The following is a 21,279-nucleotide window of genomic DNA, read 5'->3' on the forward strand; positions in this document are numbered from 1 at the left end:
AGTGAATTCAATAGATTTGTGGGGCTAAAGGACAAAACAAATATCGATTATACTTGGTATACATTTCTCAGGGGAGACGAAAGTGGATTTACCCGAATTTATAACCAGTATGCCGGAAATCTTTTTCGGTATGGAAAGAAATTCAACACTGATGACCAAATAGTAGACGATGCTGTACAAGAAGTATTTGTTGAACTATACATGAAACGCGACACCCTGGGAGAGAACATTCAAAATCTGAAAGCCTACCTTTTTGTTGCACTCAAAAATAACTTGCTAAAGAAATCTCTTAAAGAAAAGAAAAGCCCTGTTCTATCCATGGAGAACTATAGCAAGCTTGACTTCAATATTGAATACGATATACAGGAAACCTTAATTAATTCTGAGATAAAAAGCGAAGCCAGCCAAAAACTATCTTCCGCTATCGATCAACTATCCAAAAAACAAAAAGAGATCATCTATCTGAAGTTTGAAGAAGAATTAGACTATCCTGAAATAGCAAAAATTTTGCAGATCAGTATCGAATCAGCCCGGAAACAGATCTACAGAGCGATAAAAAATCTGCGACAATCAATTGAATCAGACGGAGTTAAAATCCTTCTTTCAATCTTCTTTAAAAAGAATTAAAATTTCCATTCTGTTTTTCCTTCCTTCCGGTTCCTGAATGCAAACTCCCCAAGCAATGATTTTTTCAGATCTATGTTAACTCATCAAACTACGCTGACATTTTTCATCTCCCACTTCAAGTGAGCAAATAATATGGGTATGAATTTAGAAGATAATCTAAGTTTGATTGAAAATATCAGATAATCAGCGGTATCTTACCTCATCCAATAAACGACAAAATGAGTTTCGTCCTGACAAAATCTACCATCGATAATCAATAATATGCAAAAAGGATAAAACAAGAAAGTAACAACAAAGAGTTAAACATTTTACGACTACCTCCGTAAAATACGCCACTAGACTACTCTGTTTTTGCTATCTGACTCTTACTAGCCCCACAAGTACAGTCCTTTCCTACTCCAAACAAATCAACAAGTTGCAAATACGCCCCAATTATTATGGCCAGAATCGAGATTAATACTCGCTAATGGCTAAGATGTTAGTATCAATGAAAAACTTTCAATGGTGAGATACAAGAAAGAAGGTATTAAAGTCATTGATGAGAAACATAGAATTATCCAGCCGGGCTCTAATGTAAATATGATAAACGAATTGCTTGTACCATCCCGAAAAAATTCGTCGATCACATTGGTTAATAAAACCGCTGTATACCCCATCGCAAGCGTTCTCCCTGTTCATGCTCTCCAAACAGCCACAAATGTCAAAACCATAAACACAAGTATATGCTAAACTAAGAGGCCAACAAGTGCGATAAAGCACGATTGTAATTTAATTTTTACTAACACTAAACGTATCAAACTTATGAAAAAATCACGGATGGGAGATCCTTTCCCCGGGAAGGATTCCAGGTCAATTCTACCAAAAATGAAGCTCACTATTCTCTTTTCACTCCTTGTATTTGTAACCAGCTGGGCAAATCCTTACACGCACGATTCAGCCCTAAAATTAAAACTCACAAATGGTACAGTTCAGGAGGTTATCCAACAAATTGAAGATCAAACTGATTTCTTCTTTTTATACCAGGATGCAACTTTGGAAGGACAACGAGTAACAATTGCTACTCAGGGTGCTTCATTGGAAAGTATTCTAAAACAAGTTTCCGAGCAGACAGGTATCAGTTATGCAATCAACGATCGACAAATTATTTTGAAAGGACATGACGAATTAACCACGCTTAAAACAGTCGTCCAGCAAACAAGATCGGTAAAAGGTACTGTTACCAGTACAAGCGGAGAGCCAATTCCCGGTGCGACTGTCGTTGTAAAAGGAACCAGCAATGGGACTATTACTGATTTCGATGGGAACTACACATTAAGCGACGTACCGACTAATGCCATTTTACAATTCTCATTTGTTGGGATGAAAACGCAGGAAATCGCTGTTGCCGGTAAAGAACAAATCAATGTGGCATTGGAAGAAGAGACCATTGGCCTGGAAGAAGTTGTGGCCATTGGTTATGGCGTCGTAAAAAAGAAAGATTTAACCGGTGCCGTTTCTTCTGTCAAAAGTGAAGAACTAGTCGAAAACCCGGTTCCGAACGTTGCGCAGGCCCTCCAGGGAAAACTGGCGGGTGTTGCCGTTACTGCACAGGACGGTCGTCCGGGTGCTGAAATGAACATTCGGATTCGTGGTGGAGGTTCAATTACTCAATCAAACGATCCATTGGTCGTCGTTGATGGCGTTCCAGGAGGTTCGTTAAGCGATATCCCTGCCGAACAAATAGAATCAATCGATGTATTGAAGGATGCCGCTTCTACTGCCATTTACGGATCCAGAGGTGCAAACGGGGTAATTTTGGTTACCACAAAAGGTTTAAATACAAAAAAAGGAACAACTAAAGTTTCCTACAGCGGCTACTACCAGACAAAAAAGGTCGTAAAAACCAACGATGTCTTAAATTCCCAGGAGTATCTGCTATTTCAATGGGGTTACATGACCGCCTTTGGTGGTGCTGCAGTGGATGCTATGCCAAATTACTATGGATTAGGGTCCAAGTATGGCAACCACTATGCAGATTATGCCAATGTTCCGGTTCACAACTATACAAAAGATCTTTTGAGAACTGCGATGACCCAGTCTCATAACGTCAGCGTTTCAAGTGCTACAGACAAAACAACAGTTTCTTTTTATGCCAATATGATCGATGACGAGGGGATCAAAATTAAATCCGGCTACAAACGGTACAATGCAAATCTAAAACTGGAACACAAATTATATGACAATGTAAAGATCGGGTTCAATATTGACTATGTCCAATCAAACACTGAAGGAAAGGAAGCTGTCACTAACGGTAAGGGAACACTTTTGTCCAATGCTTACGCGTTTGCCCCGATTGATACCAAATACGTTCTGGATATTGGGGGAAATGCCGATCTGACTCAAGCAGCCGGATTTGGTAACGGCGATGTCAATCTGGATCAAACCTACAACCCATACAAACGAACGATGGACATTGAAAACATTAAATATGAGCATGCATTCAGTGCCACCGGTTATATCAACTGGGATATTATTGATGGTTTGACCTTGAGAACCGAAATGTTTGTTGGAAGAAACAATGATGAAGAGCAATTTTATGACGCCGGTGTTGCATTAGCAGATGAAAATAACAGGATTCTGGACCGGGAAGCGCAGTTAACATTAACCAGAGGAAGTTATTACCGGAATGCAACAACCTTGAACTGGCAGGTTAAAAACCTGGGAGATGACCATAGCATGTCAGCAATGCTTGGATTCGAAGGAGGGAAAATTGAATCGACAAAAACCTATATTGAAGGTTTGGGCTACCCGGCAAATTTTGATTTTAAGACAACCATGGCCAAAATACAATTTGCCCAATATTCTTATTACGATGAAGCAAGTGGATTGTATGAAATTGCCAAACAGAACTTCAATTTCTACAACACCTTAGACCAGTCATTTACAGCGACTGGATTTTTTGGTCGACTCAACTACTCCTACAAAGATCGCTATTTATTCACAGCAACTATGCGTGCTGACGGATCATCAAAATTTGCATCCGGGAAACGTTGGGGATATTTCCCAGCAGGTGCATTTGCTTGGCGGGTTTCCGACGAGCCATTTATGGAGAACACCCACAACTGGCTCGACAACCTGAAACTTCGGTTATCTTATGGTACTGCCGGTTCTGATGACATTCCTTACGATGCATGGAACGCCCTCTATGAGGTTGATTTCTCAAGCAACGGGAATATCATCTACAAACCTAAAGGAGTTTTACCGAATCCCAACCTGAAATGGGAAACGACCGTAGCAAGGAATCTTGGTATTGATTACAGTGTCATCAATGGGCGAATTTACGGTACATTTGAATTGTATTGGAACAACACCAAAGACCTGTTGGGACAAGTACCGGTTAACCCGGTAAGTGGTTTTACAAAGCAATACCAAAACATTGGTAAAACATCGAACAAAGGGATTGAAATTTCATTCGGGTTAGATATTATCCGTCAAACGGACTTTACCCTCAGTTTTAACGCCACTTACAACTACAACAAGAACAATATCGAAAAACTTGCTGAAGGGATTATTACAGATTACGGAACTGACTGGAACTCTGTATCGACCTTCCCTCGTCGTGAATTCTTATTTAAAGAAGGAACGCCTCTTGGTACTGTAATTGGCTACGAGTATGACGGATTCTATTCGACAGACGACTTTGACTATGCCAACGGCGTATATACATTGAAGGATGGCGTGCCAGGTTATGAAAGTTTTAGCGAAACCGGAAACTATCCAAGTCCATTCTCCGGGATGGTAAAAAACAGCGCCGGTGACGATATTTCTACACAAATTTTCCCGGGTGCTTTGAAAATTAAAGACACGAACGGGGATGGAAAAATCACCTCGGATGACGCCCATGTACTTGGCGAAGTTATTCCCCGCCACACCGGTGGGTTCAGCTTGAGTGCAAAATATAAAGGAATCGACTTTAGTGCAAATTTCACTTATGCATTAGGAGGCCATGTATACAATATCGCAAGTTTATTTAGCACTCTTGGTAGTAAAGACTACTTTTTCGGAGCAAACCGCTTTGGATTTGTCAGGGACGCCTACAAGGTTTACGATATAAATGCATCGGGTGATCTCGAAGCTGTTACCGATCCTACCCAATTGAAAGCACTGAACACAAATGCCAAGTATCATGTGCCTTATCAGGAATTTGGTTTGACTCTTTCAAAATGGTTTGAGAAGTCTGATTACTTGCGTTTGAATACCTTAACCCTTGGCTATACCTTACCGAAACAGATTACTCAGCAAGTAAAAATTCAAAGGTTACGCTTTTATGTTACAGGCGCAAATTTATTTACGATAACTGGTTATTCCGGTCTTGACCCCGAAGTTAGTGCGGACAAACAAGCCGGATCGAGTGATTACCCGACTCCGGGACTTGACTTCGGTGCCTATCCGCGAGCCAGAACATACACATTTGGCGTTAATGTTGATTTTTAATTGAATTAGAAAAAACACTGAGACATGAAAAAAATATTATATCTATTTATACTGATAGGGACATCGTTCGCATATACCTCTTGCAACAATTACCTGGAACAATCTTCCCTGTCTGACACAACTATTGATTTTGTACTTTCCGATCCGGGAGGCGCCACTGCATACCTGGATGGCGCTTACGAAGTATTTAGAGATAACGGCTTTCACTCCAACGGGTTATTCTACGATTTGAATGTATGTAGCTCAGATGCCGGAAGACACCCGGAAGCCTATGCCTCTCAGGTCCGTCATATCCCTGAAAACTTATATTTTGGAGGAACAGCTACTTTCAATATTGACCACTACAAAGGAAACTGGGAAAAAGCCTACGACATTATCTCCCGATGCAATATCCTCATCACCAACTACGAGTCATTAGACATCTATGACAAATGGATCCATCCTGAAGATTATCCCGATGATCCGGATGCCGTAGTGCCAAATGCTCTGTCTAATATCTACGGGCAAGCAGTTGCAATGAGGGCAACGATGTATTATGAGCTTTGCCGCTATTTTGGTGATGTGCCTCATATAATCTCTAGTATGGAAATCGATTCTACCTTAACACCACGCGATGCCATATACGAGTATCAAATTGCAAAATTAGATACGGTAATCCCTTTGATGTATCGGGCAGGTGAAAATTCGTTTTCGCCCAAAACAAGAATGACGCGCACCTATGCAGAAGGATTGGCTGCTCGCTTATGCCTGTTTGCCGGTGGTTATGCAACCCGTCGTACCGACATCAATTATACAGATATGGAAGGCAACGCGTTATCCTTTGAACAATGGGGCAGTGAGAATAGCGGAGGTGTTTATAATCGCCGTACAGATTACATGCAATTCTATACAAAAGCGAAAGCTTATCTGGAAGCTCTTATTGCAAATCCAGGAACAGCTCAATTGATTACCAGCGATCCTCGAAGCGCAGGAGCTAATGGCGAGCAATTTGACAACCCGTTTCAGTACATTTTCCAGCAAATGGAGAACCTGAACGTATCGGATGAGTCCATATACGAGATCGCAGAAACACAGGGAGGCTCAGGAAATTCAGAGCGGCCCTACGCATTCGGCCGTCCTTCCGGAGGTGGTGGATCTAACGCCTATCCATGTAAAAGTTATGGCCAGGCCAGGATCCAGCCGACCTATTATTACGGCGACTTCGATCCCTATGATATGCGACGCGATGTTACTGTTACTGTTACCGCAAGTCTGGGTAATGGCCGGGAAACATTGTTAAGCTTCCAGCCCGGGAGTAAAACAGCCGGTGGTTTGGCTCTAAATAAATGGGACGAAAACCGCATGAGTCCTCCGTACTATCAAAAACAACGGAAGTCAGGAATTAACAACCCTTACATGCGCATGGCTGATATCTACCTAATGCTTGCGGAGGTTGACGCTGTCCTGGGGGACGACGCAGGTGCTAAAGAAAATCTGAAACTAGTTCGCAGTCGGGCATTTCCTGCAGATATGCAAACAACAAAAGTCGACAACTATGTGAACGGTTTATCCAGCTCAGAATTACTGGATGCTGTTCTTACTGAAAGACAACTGGAGTTTGGCGGAGAAGGAATGCGTAAATATGATATGATCAGAAACGGCAAGTTCCCGGAGATGATCGAGAACCTGAAAGCAAACCTGGCTGCGATGGTCAGCGGCTTGGCGAACAACGGATACTACGAATTCCCGAATGGAAATATAATCCCGGCCTACGTTTGGACCAAACAAGTTGATGCAAAGTCGATGTATGGCTACCGCCTGACAGACCAGGCACCTGACATGGAAGATCCTGTATTATTCCCGGGATGGAGAGGTCAGTACAACGATTGGGAAAACGTGGGAGGTCCCGGCGTGGGTGCAAACTATGGTGGTGATTATACAACCAATACCGCAATTAAAGGTTTGTTCACCTATATTGACCCGAACGGAGATGAAGCCGCAGCTTTGGAAGCTGATGGCTACACAAAACAAGACTGGGGGAAAACAATAGTTGACAACAAGCTCGAATATTCCGACTATGTTTACCGTGGTTACGAAACCGGTAAAGCTCCGATCTACCTGATCCCGATGAGTGCGAATACAATTGTAACATCAAACGGATTGATTACAAATGGATACGGATTTGCTCAGCAATAAATAATTTCACCTGTCTCATTATAACCATTTTTTAAGGGAGGCTGTCCGAAAACGAAAGTTGGACAGCCTCCCTCTTTTTAATTTGATCATGAAGGCACAACACCAACCTTAAATTTTTCATTCAGAACACCACAAACAACTAACTAAACTTCAACATCTTACATCAAGATCGTCAAAAATCTAAAAAAAAGTTAAAAAAATCGGTCCATGTTTTCCTTGATTTCGGATCCTATAATTGAAACCACGAAAAAACTATGGAAAACCTGTTGGCTTATATTGAAGATACGAACTTTGTAAAATGGGTTTATACACCAAACAAAGAGAGTAATCTTTACTGGAATAATTTTCAGAAGAACAATCCTGATGAGATTAAAAATATCAGAGAAGCCAGAATTATTTTACTTCACCTGAAATCGAAAGACGAAGTTACTGCCGAAAAGATCGAATCAACTCTTCCCTTCATTTTTAAAAAGATCCAGAAAAAGAAACAGATTCAAAAAGTAAAGAAATATTCAATTTCAGCGTTAAAATATGCCGCTATTGCGATTCTGTTTTTCTCAATTGGCTTCCTGTTGATGCAGGAAAAATACCGTTCTGCATTAGATGAAATGAGCACCCAATTTGCGAACATTTCCTATTATAATGGCGAAAACTCCAGACTAATCCTTGCCGACGGCAAAAATATAATCATCAACGAGAAGCTGTCAACCATTCGATATAACAAACAAGGCACAATAGTTATTGACAAGCAGGACACCGTAACACAGGAGTTAGGCTCTGAAAGTACGATGAACCAATTAGTCGTTCCATATGGTAAGAATTCTTCGATTACACTTTCTGATGGAACTGTAGCCTATCTAAATGCAGGTTCCCGATTAGTTTTCCCTCCGGTTTTCAAAGGAAAAACACGTGACGTACTATTGGTTGGCGAAGGATACTTCCAGGTAGCCCATAATCCTAAGCGTCCGTTTATTGTCAACACCACTAAATTGGAAGTAGAAGCCGTTGGAACACGTTTCAATGTATCAGCCTACCCTACTGAAAAAAAAATAGAGGTGGTCTTGGCTCAGGGAAAAGTGAATATCAACCAAAAAGAATTTGGCATTTTCCAGAAGCATACAACCATGCGCCCCAACGATATGATTTGCTATGACAAAAATAATGGGGAAATGGACTACAAAAAGGTTAAAACAGAGAACTACACATCGTGGCATGTGGGGTACATCAACTGCGAAAAAACGGAATTACACAAGATTATAACCAAACTGGAACGCTACTACGATGTGAATATCTATTTCGGCAATCACGAAACCTCATTGAGAAAAATATCCGGTAAATTAAAACTACAATCAGATATTGATGAAATGCTGAATGTTTTAGCGAGAACCACCACGTTAAAAATCGAAAAAATGAACGATCATGAATATATGCTGAATTAAAAAAAGCCGGTAAGTGCGGCAACACTTACCAGCTTCAACAAGACAAATTACTTTGTATTAATAAAAAACGTAACAAACTTATGAAAAAATCACGAATGGGTGATCCTTTCTACAGGAAGGATTACAGTCTAATTCTAAGAAAAATGAAGCTTACTTTTCTCTTTTCATTCCTAGTATTTGTAACAAGTTGGGGAAATTCGTACTCCCAAAATTCAATGCTAAACTTGAACCTGAAGAACGCCACAGTTCAAGAGGTTATCAAGCAGATTGAAGACCAAACTGATTACTTCTTTTTATACCAGGATGCAATTTTAGCAGGGCAACGGGTAACGATTGATGCTCAAGACGCTACTCTGGAAAGCATCCTCGAACAAGTTGCCAAACAAGCAGATATCAATTATGAAATCTCAAACCGGCAGATTATTCTGAAAGGACAAAATGAATCTACCACAAATAACACAGGAGTTCAACAAGCCCAAACAGTAACTGGTATTGTGAAGGGCTCAGACGGGGAACCCATCCCGGGAGCAACTGTTGTTGTTAAAGGAACCGGTAATGGTACGATAACTGACTTTGATGGAAAATACTCACTCAGTAATGTTCCTTCAGATGCAACCCTTCAAATTTCTTTTGTGGGTATGAAACTTCAGGAAGTACCTGTAGCAGGAAAGACACAAATTGACGTTGTGCTCCAAGAAGAAACAATTGGCTTGGAAGAAGTTGTAGCCATTGGTTATGGTACTGCAAAAAGAAAAGACATCACCGGTTCAGTTGCATCAGTCAAAGGAGACCAAATTGCAGCTGTTCCTGTTGCCAACGTTGCACAAGCCATGCAAGGTCGTCTAGCCGGGGTTAATGTTATTTCACAGGATGGACGTCCTGGCGCAACAATGTCGGTACGTATCCGTGGAGGTAACTCAATTACACAGTCAAGCGAACCGCTTTATGTAGTTGATGGTATTCAGGTGAGTTCGATTAGTGATATTCCTGCCGATAACATCGAAAGTATTGATGTGTTGAAAGATGCTGCATCTACTGCAATTTATGGAGCACGCGGTGCTAACGGGGTTATTTTGGTAACAACCAAAGGTGCTAAAAAAGGTAAAACAACGGTGAAGTATAACGCATACTACCAGATCAAAACAAATCCTAAAACGCTGGATGTAATGGATGCATATGACTATGTTTTATGGAACTGGGAATATGCAACAGCTTACGGTTCATCTTATGGCGACGGTGTAGCTCAGTACTTTGGCTTAGGCTCTGATTACGGTAACCACTTAAGCGAATATAAAAACGTACAAGCACACAACTACATTAATGATGTAATGCGTACTGCAACACCGTTCAACCATGATTTATCAATCAGCAGTGGTAACGACCAGACAAAAATATATGCCTCTTTAAACTACCTTGATGACGAAGGTATTCGTATTAATTCCGGTTATTCACGTTGGAATGCAAACATGAAACTCGATCAGAAAATCGGGGATAAATTGACATTTAACGAGGATATCCGCTATGTAGAATCCAAAACAACAGGAACAAATTTTGATAAAGCAACATCGGCCTACCAATACCGTCCTATTGATAACCCACTGGGAGATCCGACTTACACGACTGGTTTAGGCCAGGGTGAAGCTTATGTTGACGAAGCTTACAATGTTGTCGATGTCATCAACAACTACGACAAAATAGCTAAAAAACAATCTGTTCGCAGTAGTTCTTCTTTAACATGGACTCCAATCAAAGGTATGACTGCCAAGACTGAATTAACCTTATCTCGTAGCTGGGGACAAACAAAGAACTGGGACGGTGGTCTGGAAACCGGTTACAAAATTGCCGAATTAACGAAGAGTGAAGGATACGGTATCCGTTCAGCTACAACCGTAAATTATCAAGTACAAGGGTTAAGTGATGACCATAACCTATCTTTCCTGGTTGGTAATGAAATCTTAGCATCGAACTCAGACAAGAGCTATATCAAAGGTGCCGGCTACCCAAGTGGATTTGGAATGAACGATGCATTTGGTGCGATTAATCTGACGAATATTGCTTATGAAGCGAATATTGACGAATTCTATAATACAATTGGAACTCCATCCAAAACAGCATCATTCTTTGGTCGTGCTAACTATTCTTATTTGGATCGTTACTTATTTACAGCGACCTTCCGTGCTGACGCTTCTTCAAAATTTGCACCCAACCATCACTGGGGTTATTTCCCGGCAGGAGCGGTAGCTTGGCGTATCTCTGAAGAACCATTTATGGAAGGAACCAGAAACTTCCTGGATAACCTGAAACTTCGCTTGTCTTATGGTACTTCCGGTGCTGATAATATCAGTTCATCACTATGGAAAGAAACATGGACTACAGAACAAATTACGGTTGATGGTAATACAATTACAACCTACAAACCTGGCGAAATGTTGCAAAATCCTGACTTGAAATGGGAAACAACAACATCACGCAACACGGGTTTGGACTTCGGATTCTTCAACAATAAGGTTAACGGTAGTATTGATGCTTACTGGAATACAACAAAAGATATCCTAATGAAGGTTCCTGTTGACCCAACTGCAGGTTACAGCTACCAGTTCCAGAATGTTGCTCAACTTTCCAATAAAGGGATTGAGTTGGCAGTCAATGTTGACCTTGTACGTACTTCTGATTTCAACTTCAATGTTTCTCTCTCGTACAACTACAACCACAACAATGTTGACAAAGTGAGTAACGACGCTTTAGCTGACACGCACACAAACTGGGGATCAAGTATGCGTCTTCCTTATTACGACTATATTATCCGCGAAGGAAAACCTGTTGGTGTAATCCAGGGATTCAAATCTGACGGATTCTATACCGTTGACGATTTTAACTACTCAAATGGTGTTTATACTTTGAAAGACGGTGTTCCGGATATTCAATCAATCGTTAACTATCCTACTGGTGTAACAAGCGGTTTTGCATTAGCTGATGGTCAGACTGCTTTCCCTGGTGCTGTTAAATTTAAAGATGTAACTGGTGATGGTGTCGTTAATAACGATGACGCAACAGAAATTGGTACCACAATGCCAAAACACACCGGAGGTTTTACACTCAATGCATCCTATAAAAACTTTGATTTCAGCGCAGGATTCACTTACCAAATTGGTGGAAATGTATACAATGCCAATGCCATGCACAGTATGATGGGTGATAAGGATAATAGTTTAGGATCGAACCGTCTGGCGTTTGTAAAAGATACTTACAAAGTATATGATGTAGACGCAAACGGAGATTTGGTTTTTGTTTCTGACCCGACTGCATTGGCAGCGTTGAATAAAAATGCTAAATACTCATTGAACTATTCTGAGTATGGGATCGCTACTTCAGATTTTATTGAAAGTGCCTCTTACCTGCGCCTTCAAAATCTGACTATTGGCTATACACTTCCTAAATCCTTGGTTGGAAGAGCCGGTATTCAAAATTTACGTCTGTATTTTACAGGAGCTAATTTATTCTGCTTGACCGGATATTCTGGCTTGGATCCTGACGTTAACACAGATACTGATGGTGTAAATGGATTCCCTACTCCAAACTATGATTACAATCCTTATCCTAAAGCAAGGACTTATACTTTTGGTTTGAACCTAACTTTTTAATTAATGGAGATGATAAAGATGAAGAAATCAATATATAAAGTGCTGTTGATGGCATCAATAGCATCAATATTCACATCCTGCAATAGTTTTCTGGATACGAGTTCACCGTCGGTTGTTGATGCTGAATTTGTATTCTCAAACATAGAAACAGCACGTGCAGCGATGGATGGAGCTTATGAACAATGGAGATCTACAGCTCAACAGTATGTATTTGGCGATGGTTTGTATTACGCAACTGAAGTAACAGGCTCTGATATTGAGAGACACCCGGAACCATTTACAAACCAGCCGGGACGTCACTACCCGGAAACCCTTTACCAAAACGGTTCTTATGCAAGTTCTTACAACCTGCTGTCCTATCAAAGTGAAAGTAACGCATATACCTACTTATTTAGCTGTATAGCCAAGGCAAATTCCATTATTAATGCCATGCAGAACACGTCTGAATTTGATACGTTCATGAGTGCAGGTGAACCTTCAGATCTGAGCCAGCTTTACGGTGAAGCAATTGCATTACGTGCCGTATCTTACCTTGAACTGATTCGTTTTTACGGCGATGTTCCTTATGCCTACCAAAATGGTGTTGCAGCTGTTGGATTAGCACCACGCGACTCGATTTACGATGTGTGTATTGGTCAGTTAAAAACCGTAGAGCCGTTAATGTATCGTGTAGGAGCGAACTCAACAATGGCGAAAAATGTCTTCTCAAGAACCTTTGTTCAAGGATTAATTGGACGTATGTGTTTAGATGCAGCTGGTTACCAAACCCGCCGTACTGATTTGGGTTCCGACTTTTACAAAGATGGTGAAGGCAATGTATTAACCTTCGAAACACTTGGAACCGCACAGAACAATGCCGTTTATGGACGTCGTTCTGACTACCTGGATTATTACGAAACTGCGAAAACCTATCTGAAAGCTTGTATCGATAATCCTGGTACTGCAAGCTTCCATACAACCGATCCTCGTTCAAGCGGAAGCAACGGCCAGGTATTTGATAACCCTTACCAATACTTCTTCCAACAAATGAATGATCTGGAATATGCCGATGAATCAATCTATGAGTACAACATGACTCAGGGTGTTGGAAATGATGCCCGTCCCTATTCATTTGGTCGTGTTTCAAGTGGTGGTAGTAAAAAAGCCTATCCTTGTAAATCGTATGGACAAGGTCGTGTTAATCCGGCATTCTACTACGGTATGTTTGATCCAAAAGACAAACGCCGCGATGTTAGTGCATGTGTAACCGGTAGTACTGGTAAAGGTGTTGAAAAATTGATTCCTTTTACACCAAACTCAAAAGCGAATGGTGGTGGTATTACATTCAACAAATGGGATGAAAACCGGATGTCTTCACCTTATGTTCTGAAGCAACGTTCTTCAGGTATTCATGGACCATTCATGCGTATGTCTGAAATCTATTTAGCCTATGCTGAAGCTTGTGCTGTTACAGGTGATGATGCATCAGCAAAAACCTATTTGTCTCTAATCCGTGAACGTGCATTCCCGTCAGGAGAAGCAAATACAGATCAATTTATTACTTCTTGCGGTAGCATGTTTAAAGCAGTTATTCAGGAACGTGGATTTGAATTTGCAGCAGAAGGTGACCGTCGCTGGACTTTGATTCGTACAGGATTACTACCTGAAGCCATCCAAAACATTAAAGAAATGACCTTGGCCATGATGACCGGTTTGCAGACAAATGGCTATTACACATTTGATAATGGTAATACAATTTCAGATACTGTTTATACCAAATTAGTTGATGCGAAATCGACTTACGGCTATCGTTTGACCACTGAATGCCCATCCGGAGATGAAGATGATCCTGTTCTTTATCCAGGCTGGAGAGGTCAAAATGACGACTGGGAAGGTGTTGCATCCAGTAATGGATTGGATTTTACTTATAGCGATACAAAAACCAATTTGGCCATTCAAGGTTTGTTTAGCTACATTGATCCGGAAGGATCAGAAGCTGCAGCTTTAAAGGCTGATGGTTATGAAGCAGTAGCTTGGGGTGCAGAATTGGCCGACAACTATGATGAGTATTATACCTACTTATTCTACGATTACGACTATACAAGCGCACCAATCTATTTGTGGCCTTATACTCCGAATATCATTTCGACAGGAGGCTTTACAAATGGTTATGACTTTGCACAAAACTAATTATTGTGACAATAGCTTAAACTAAATATTGAATAACCCACTGCCGTTTGGTGGTGGGTTATTTTTTTAAACCTGCTTCATAATCCGCTCGTATTTTACTAAACTATGAAATCAATTTCTATCCTATTATTTTGCGTGTTAATCACCACAGTTGGATTCGCTCAAACGACGAATTGGTATCCTGCCAAAATCCTGAAATCAAAAAAATATGCAGAGCTTGGAGGCTCTCCCAAAATAGTCGACTCCCCCTATGGTAAAGCCGTTTGGTTTAATGGGCAGGATGCAGGAATTTGGCTGGACAACCTTCCTGTGAAAAACCTAAGCGAATTTACGGTAGAAATGATCTTCCGTCCCGACTCAGTACAGGCACCATTTGAACAGCGAATGCTTCATATTGGTGAAAGCCGTGGCGACCGCCTATTATTGGAACTTCGGGCTGTTGACGGCAATTGGTACTTCGACGGCTTTGCTGCATCCGGCAGCAATAAAAAAGCACTGATAGACACGACTCAGACTCACCCGCTTGGGCAATGGTATCATGTTGCTTTTGTGGTAAAACCCAATAGCCTCACAACTTTTGTCAATGGACAGCAACAACTTTCCGAAGACTTCACCTTTCTTCCCATTCAAAAAGGAGCCAGCTCAATAGGTGCCCGAATCGACAAAAGGTCCTGGTTCAAAGGGACGATCTATAAAATCCAAATTTCACCCAAAGCCATTAAACCATCTGAATTTATGACCTTCTAACCTTCGAAGCCTGCGGGCTTGCACTAAAAAAAAACAACCAATGAAACAAACCAAACTATTACTGCTTATCGCCTTCTTCTTGCTAGGTACAGTAGCAAAAGCACAAAAGATTACCACTGAACAAATTCATGCAACCATGCTAAAAGCAACGCACTACATGGTTGACACCGTAAGTACTAATGGTGGTTATTTATGGAATTACCTACCCGATTTTTCCCGTCGCTGGGGAGAAATGGAAGCCTACCCCACTATGATCTGGCTGCAACATCCCGGCACCATCAGCATGGGCCATTTATTTCTAAAATCTTACGAGGAAACCGGAGACGACTATTACTACCAGGCAGCCGAAAAAGCAGCTGCAGCCGTTATTTGGGGGCAAAGCAACAAAGGAGGCTGGAACTATGTGGTCGACTTTGCCGGCGACCGTTCACTAAAACAATGGTATGCAACCATTGGTAAAAACGGCTGGCGCCTCGAAGAATTTCAACACTATTACGGCAACAGCACTTTCGACGACGATATTACCTCCGATGCAGCCCGGTTTTTACTGCGCATTTACATCGAAAAACTCGATCCCAAATACAGACCGGCCCTGGAGAAAGCCATCAACTTTATTCTGAAGAGTCAGTATCCGCAAGGAGGATGGCCGCAACGTTACCCCTTAATGCACGATTTCAACAAAGAAGGTCATCCCGACTATACTTCCTATTACACCTTTAACGATGATGTGACCTGGGAGAACGTTCACTTCCTGATTCAATGTTACGAAACACTGGGTGATGCACGCTTACTCGACGCCATTCACCGGGGCATGGACTTTTACCTGATTTCTCAGGATGGTTGCGGAGCATGGGCCCAACAACTAACCCTCGACATGAAACCTGCCGGAGCCAGAACTTACGAGCCGGTTGCTTTTCTGCCGAGCACAACCTGCGGCAATGCTTTGCTGCTGCTCAAGTTTTACGAACTGACAGGCGACTCCCGCTATCTGGCGCCTATTCCCTCTGCTATAAAATGGATCGAGTCGGTTCAACTTCCGGCAGATAAAGCCGATGGCGATCGCAAATTCCCGATGTTTGTCGACCCTGTGACACAACAACCGATTTATGTTCACCGCAAAGGTTCCAACGTGAAATATGGCAGCTACTATCTCAACGACGATGACTCCCACCTACTGGGACACTACGGTGGTAAATCGCGAGTTCCCTTACAGGAATTAAAAGATGAATATGCTCGCCTCAAATCCATGCCGGTTGCAGAAGTCACAAAAGATTCACCGCTTCTTCCCGGAAAATTCGCCCATGAAGGTACACCTCAATCTTACTACGATTTAAGCCGGGTCGACTACGACTTTACCCCCACCGAAGATCAGGTTCGGGAGGTTATGAATGCACTGGATGACCATAACCGGTGGTTGAGTAAACATGCCATGACCAGTCATCCCTACGTGGGCGATGGCACAAAAAAGGATCAAACCAGCGACTATTCCGGGACCTTTGTTGGCGACGATACCGACACTTCCCCATACCGCGATACGACCGATCAGGAATATATTTCAACCAAAACCTACATCCGAAACATGTTTTTGCTGCTCAATTATTTGAAAAACACAAAATAACACCTCATGAAACTTGCTATCAGAAAAATACTGAAAACAACAATTTTACTTTGTACCATTATCGGCTGGACAGTTCCGTTGCATGCTCAGGAAGAAAATCAGCTTAATAAGGACATCCGTTTTGGAGGAAATTACATCATCTGGAAAGGACAAAAAATAGAGCTGAGCAACAAAGCCTTCTACCTGGATGGATCACTATCGGATGCAGTAGCAGCCAAATATCCGTATGTATTCAACAAGCTGAAGGACGCTGTTGCTAAACTGAGCGACGGTACTGAAACCAAGCCCATGACCATCTACATGGCCCCCTGGGTGTATTGGGTTGATGATCCGGATGATCCTGCCGTTCGTGTTCCACAAGAAGGAAGCAGCACCCCCTTTGGGATGGAATTCTCCTGTGAGTGGCTGAAGTTTTACGGCCTTTCCGACGATCCCTACAATGTGATTTTGGCTGCCAACCGCGGACAAACCATGGGCGCCAAAGGAAACTTCACCCTATTCAATATTAAAGGTGAAGGGCTTACAGCGGAGAACGTCACTTTCGGCAACTACTGTAACATCGATTTGGACTTTCCGCTCAATCCAAAGCTGAATCGTCCGAAACGCGGTTCGGCCATTGTGCAAGCCCAGCTGATTTTCTCGAATGGCGACAAAGTATTGGCGCGCAATTGCAACTTCATCAGTCGCCTCAACACAGGCCCGTTCTGGGGAAGTAAGCGAACTCTCTTCGATCGTTGCCATTTCGAATCGACTGATGATGCCCTGAATGGATCTGCCGTGTATCTCAACTGCACGCTCGATTTCTACAGTAGTAAACCTTTCGGACATACTGTCGGTACCGGGGCTGTATTTCTGAACAGCGACATGCACGTTTTGACCCGCGGCCCGCAATACCTGGTAAAAGGCACAGGACCGGTCACTTTGGTAGACAGCCGGTTCGAAGGAGATCAGGTCGACTACCTGGGCTGGAGAGACCTTCCGGCTACCGAAGCCCGGTACTATCAATACCAGGTTAGTTTAAACGGGAAACCTGTTTTTATGGACAAGGACAATGCTTTTGCAACAGTTGATATGAGTGGCAAAACAATCCTGGATGCCTACTGCTTCAAACTGAATAACCAAACTGTTTACAATACCTACAACCTGCTTCGCGGCGATGACAACTGGGATCCGATGGGTGTAAAAGAACTGGTGAAGAAAGCTGAGACTGAAACCGGTAAAAACTACAGTATGCTCCCCACGCTGCTCGAAGTAAAACCAACAGGCCAAAAGCTGGAAACCGGGAAGGATAGCCTGCTGCTCACAGCAACAGCTTACCGCTTTGGAAACTATAAAATGAAGAACGAAAAAGTGAACTGGTCATTGCCCCCCGAATACGAAGGATTAGCACGACTTGAGGTTCAAAAAGACGGCTCTTGCCTGGTTATCCCAACCAATGAGCAAGATGAAACCCGCCAGCTGATCATTAACGCCTCAACCGATGCAGGGTTACAGGCAGCAGCGGTTGTAACGGTTGCTCCGTCCTTTTTGCCTCCACCGGCTTTCATTCAGAAACCAACAATTAGCAAAGACGATAAAGGGATCCTGACCGTAAATTACAAACTGGATATGCCTTACGAAGATGAGTCGCAAATTAGCTGGTTCCGTTGCAGCGATGCCCAGGGATCCGATCCGATTCAGATTTACGTTTCCCGCTTCAACAAACCGCTAAAAAGCTACCTGCTTTCAGCGGGCGACATCGGTTGGTACATCATGTCCAGCGTGGCTCCCAAGCACCTGCGCTGCCATGCGGGTAAAGCTGAGGTAACGATTTACCCCAAGGCGATTACCGCCGGCGATGTCAAACAAAATTCAAAATTGCTGATCCCGAATTTGGAGAATATGTCGGCAGCCTACCAGCCCAAGGTACTACCGGGCTTTTGGGCACTGGACAGCTACGCACCAGCCGATACGCACGAATGGTACTGGGAAGCCGACAACAGCCGAGATCCTTGGTATTACGGTGCAGGCATTAACGGTGCAGCACAGGATTCGGGATTTGTGCAAAACACCAAAGGCGCCCGCCTGCGCTACGAGCCGGTTGGCAAGCAATTTGGAGATATGGCCATCAGCTTTACGGCAGTGCCCTCAAAGACAGCCGGACAAGGATTCAGCTCGGCCCGCGCACAGTATATGGACATCGGCATTAAGATGGACGTGCAAAACATGACCGGATATGCCCTGCGCCTGGTGCGCACCACCAAGTACGGCGATGCCATCGACTTCATTCTGATGAAATACGAGAACGGCACTGCCACACCGATCAGCGAACCGGTAACCGCATCCTGCTATCGTCCTAACTGTCAAATTACCCTTGAAGTGGAAGGCAATAAACTGATCGCCCATGCTGAAAACACCGGCGACTACTTTTCAAAACAAGATGAAGCCGAAGTGACGCGCGTGGTGAATATGGAAGCTGAAATTCAGCCCAATAACTTTGGTGGAATTAGCATCCAACATACAGGATCGGTTGGCAGCGGCGCTACCTTGATTAAAGATCTGAAGATCGAATGGAAGTAGAAAACAGTCACAGTCGCAGTCGCAGTTGCGGTAACCAGAAGCAAGCAACAAACAACCAGTAACAAGCAACCAGTAACAACGACAACAATGAAAACCAGGAGAACAACGACAACACTTCAAACGAAACTAACATTGTCCCTTTTAGCAATAACCATCGCGTTAAATGCATGGGCACAAACCCCGACCTTCTCCAACCCGGTATTGGGTGGCGACTATCCCGACCCGTCGGTGGTGCGTGTGGGAAACGATTATTACCTCACCCACTCCTCCTTCGACTACTACCCGGGCCTGCTGGTGTGGCATTCGAAAGATTTGATTCACTGGGAGCGGATTTCGCATGCACTAAACAAATATGTGGGCTCGGTTTGGGCACCCGACCTGGTCTATGTAAACGGTAAATTTTACATTTACTTTCCGGCAGGTGGTACCAACTGGGTCGTTTTTGCCGATTCGCCCGAAGGCCCGTGGAGCGAGCCCATCGACCTGCAGTTAAGTGGCTTTATTGACCCCGGACATGTAATGGACGCTGAAGGAAACCGCTATCTCTACCTTTCGAAAGGTTACATAGTAAAACTGACCGATGACGGCCTTGCTACCGATGGCGAACCTGTCTTCAATTACGATGGCTGGCAATTCCCGAAAGCATGGAGCACCGAGTGTTTCTGCCTCGAGTCGCCCAAGTCGACCGTAAAAGATGGATGGTACTACCTAACAACTGCCGAAGGAGGAACTGCCGGCCCCGCAACAGCGCACATGGTGGTCTCAGCACGGGCAAAATCACCATACGGTCCTTTTGAAAATTCACCTTACAACCCGGTTGTACATACGAAAGATCGCAGCGAGCGCTGGTGGAACCAGGGCCACGGAACACTGGTTGAAGATACCAGCGGAAAATGGTGGATCATGTACCATGGCTACGAAAAATATTTCTGGACGCTCGGGCGCCAAATGCTGATGCTCCCGATCGAGTGGACTGAAGATGGTTGGTTTCGGGTACCCGAAGGCGTGATGGCCAGCGATACCCTGGCTGCTCCGGCCGGCAAACCGGCATTGACAAATCCGGGCCTATCAGACGATTTTGCAGATGATGAGCTTGGACTGCAATGGCAATTTTTCAAACGTTTCAATCCGGAGCGAGCACAGCTTAAAAATGGGAAGCTGATTTTCAAAGCCGAAGGAAAATCCTTCGACGATAGTTCGCCACTACTCGTGAATGCCGGCGACCGGAAGTACGAAATTCAGGTAGAATTTACCCTTAGCAAAGGGGCTACCGGCGGACTGTGCCTGTACTACAATGAAGCTGCCAATATGCACATTGCTGTCAACGAAAAAAGCTTTAGCGTATATAACCGTGGCAAACGCAAGATTAGCGTCCCCAACGAACTGGGAGAACATGGGTACCTGCGCATCCTGAACGACGAAAACGAGGTTAGCTTCTACTTTAGCGCCGATGGTAAGAACTGGGAACGCGTGGAACGAAGCATCGAAGCCAGCGGGTTTAACCACAATGTGTTTGGCGAATTCCTCAGCCTTCGTGCCGGACTTATTGCCTTCGGATCCGGAGAGGTTACCTACGACAATTTTGTGTATACGAAGCTGGACTAAAATTTTCAGTTCCTGCTCTTCAAGGACCGGTTGCTCCCCTGCTGCAACCGGTTTTTGTTTCTGAAAGTCTCTTCTGTTTTGCTCTTTGTATCTAATACACCTACTCCGGCCCTCCCTGGTAAAGGTGGAGTTTCACAAGTTTTAGGTTCCAAGTTTCGAGTTCCGGGTTCCGTCATTGCGAGGACTTACCCCAAATAAATGGGGCATAATGCGGAAATGACAGTTT

10 protein-coding genes are annotated in these 21,279 nt (G+C 43.3%); all 10 read left to right on the forward strand.

Annotation, left to right across the window (positions count from 1 at the left end):
* On the forward strand, positions 1 to 627 hold a 627-nt coding region (locus AC37HE_RS09615; protein ID WP_500782616.1), incomplete at its 5' end, for an RNA polymerase sigma factor.
* A gap of 801 nt (positions 628 to 1,428) precedes the next feature.
* Entirely contained in the window at positions 1,429 to 5,100 is a 3,672-nt protein-coding gene (locus tag AC37HE_RS09620) for a TonB-dependent receptor (RefSeq protein ID WP_500782617.1), read from the forward strand.
* Positions 5,101 to 5,124: 24 nt separating this feature from the next.
* On the forward strand, positions 5,125 to 7,275 hold the full coding sequence (locus AC37HE_RS09625; RefSeq protein WP_500782618.1) for a RagB/SusD family nutrient uptake outer membrane protein: 2,151 nt from the start codon (positions 5,125 to 5,127) through the stop codon (positions 7,273 to 7,275).
* Positions 7,276 to 7,529: 254 nt separating this feature from the next.
* On the forward strand, positions 7,530 to 8,714 hold the full coding sequence (locus tag AC37HE_RS09630; protein WP_500782619.1) for a FecR family protein: 1,185 nt from the start codon (positions 7,530 to 7,532) through the stop codon (positions 8,712 to 8,714).
* Between the two features lie 215 nt (positions 8,715 to 8,929).
* Positions 8,930 to 12,355 (forward strand): SusC/RagA family TonB-linked outer membrane protein, encoded by a 3,426-nt coding sequence (locus tag AC37HE_RS09635; protein WP_500782620.1) that lies wholly within the window; start codon positions 8,930 to 8,932, stop codon positions 12,353 to 12,355.
* 18 nt (positions 12,356 to 12,373) lie between these two features.
* Positions 12,374 to 14,524 carry a RagB/SusD family nutrient uptake outer membrane protein gene (locus tag AC37HE_RS09640; RefSeq protein WP_500782621.1) on the forward strand — a complete coding sequence of 717 codons (2,151 nt, stop codon included), beginning with the start codon at positions 12,374 to 12,376 and terminating at the stop codon, positions 14,522 to 14,524.
* 105 nt (positions 14,525 to 14,629) lie between these two features.
* A complete protein-coding gene (locus tag AC37HE_RS09645; RefSeq protein WP_500782622.1) occupies positions 14,630 to 15,271 on the forward strand; it encodes a LamG domain-containing protein in 642 nt (213 codons plus the stop codon).
* Positions 15,272 to 15,311: 40 nt separating this feature from the next.
* On the forward strand, positions 15,312 to 16,889 hold the full coding sequence (locus AC37HE_RS09650; protein ID WP_500782623.1) for a pectate lyase: 1,578 nt from the start codon (positions 15,312 to 15,314) through the stop codon (positions 16,887 to 16,889).
* Between the two features lie 6 nt (positions 16,890 to 16,895).
* Positions 16,896 to 19,448: a hypothetical protein gene (locus AC37HE_RS09655; RefSeq protein ID WP_500782624.1), complete on the forward strand. Its 2,553-nt coding sequence runs from the start codon at positions 16,896 to 16,898 to the stop codon at positions 19,446 to 19,448.
* A gap of 87 nt (positions 19,449 to 19,535) precedes the next feature.
* Positions 19,536 to 21,053 carry a family 43 glycosylhydrolase gene (locus AC37HE_RS09660; protein WP_500782625.1) on the forward strand — a complete coding sequence of 506 codons (1,518 nt, stop codon included), beginning with the start codon at positions 19,536 to 19,538 and terminating at the stop codon, positions 21,051 to 21,053.
* The last annotated feature ends 226 nt before the right edge of the window (positions 21,054 to 21,279 follow it).

It is taken from the genome of Mangrovibacterium sp., assembly GCF_059905295.1.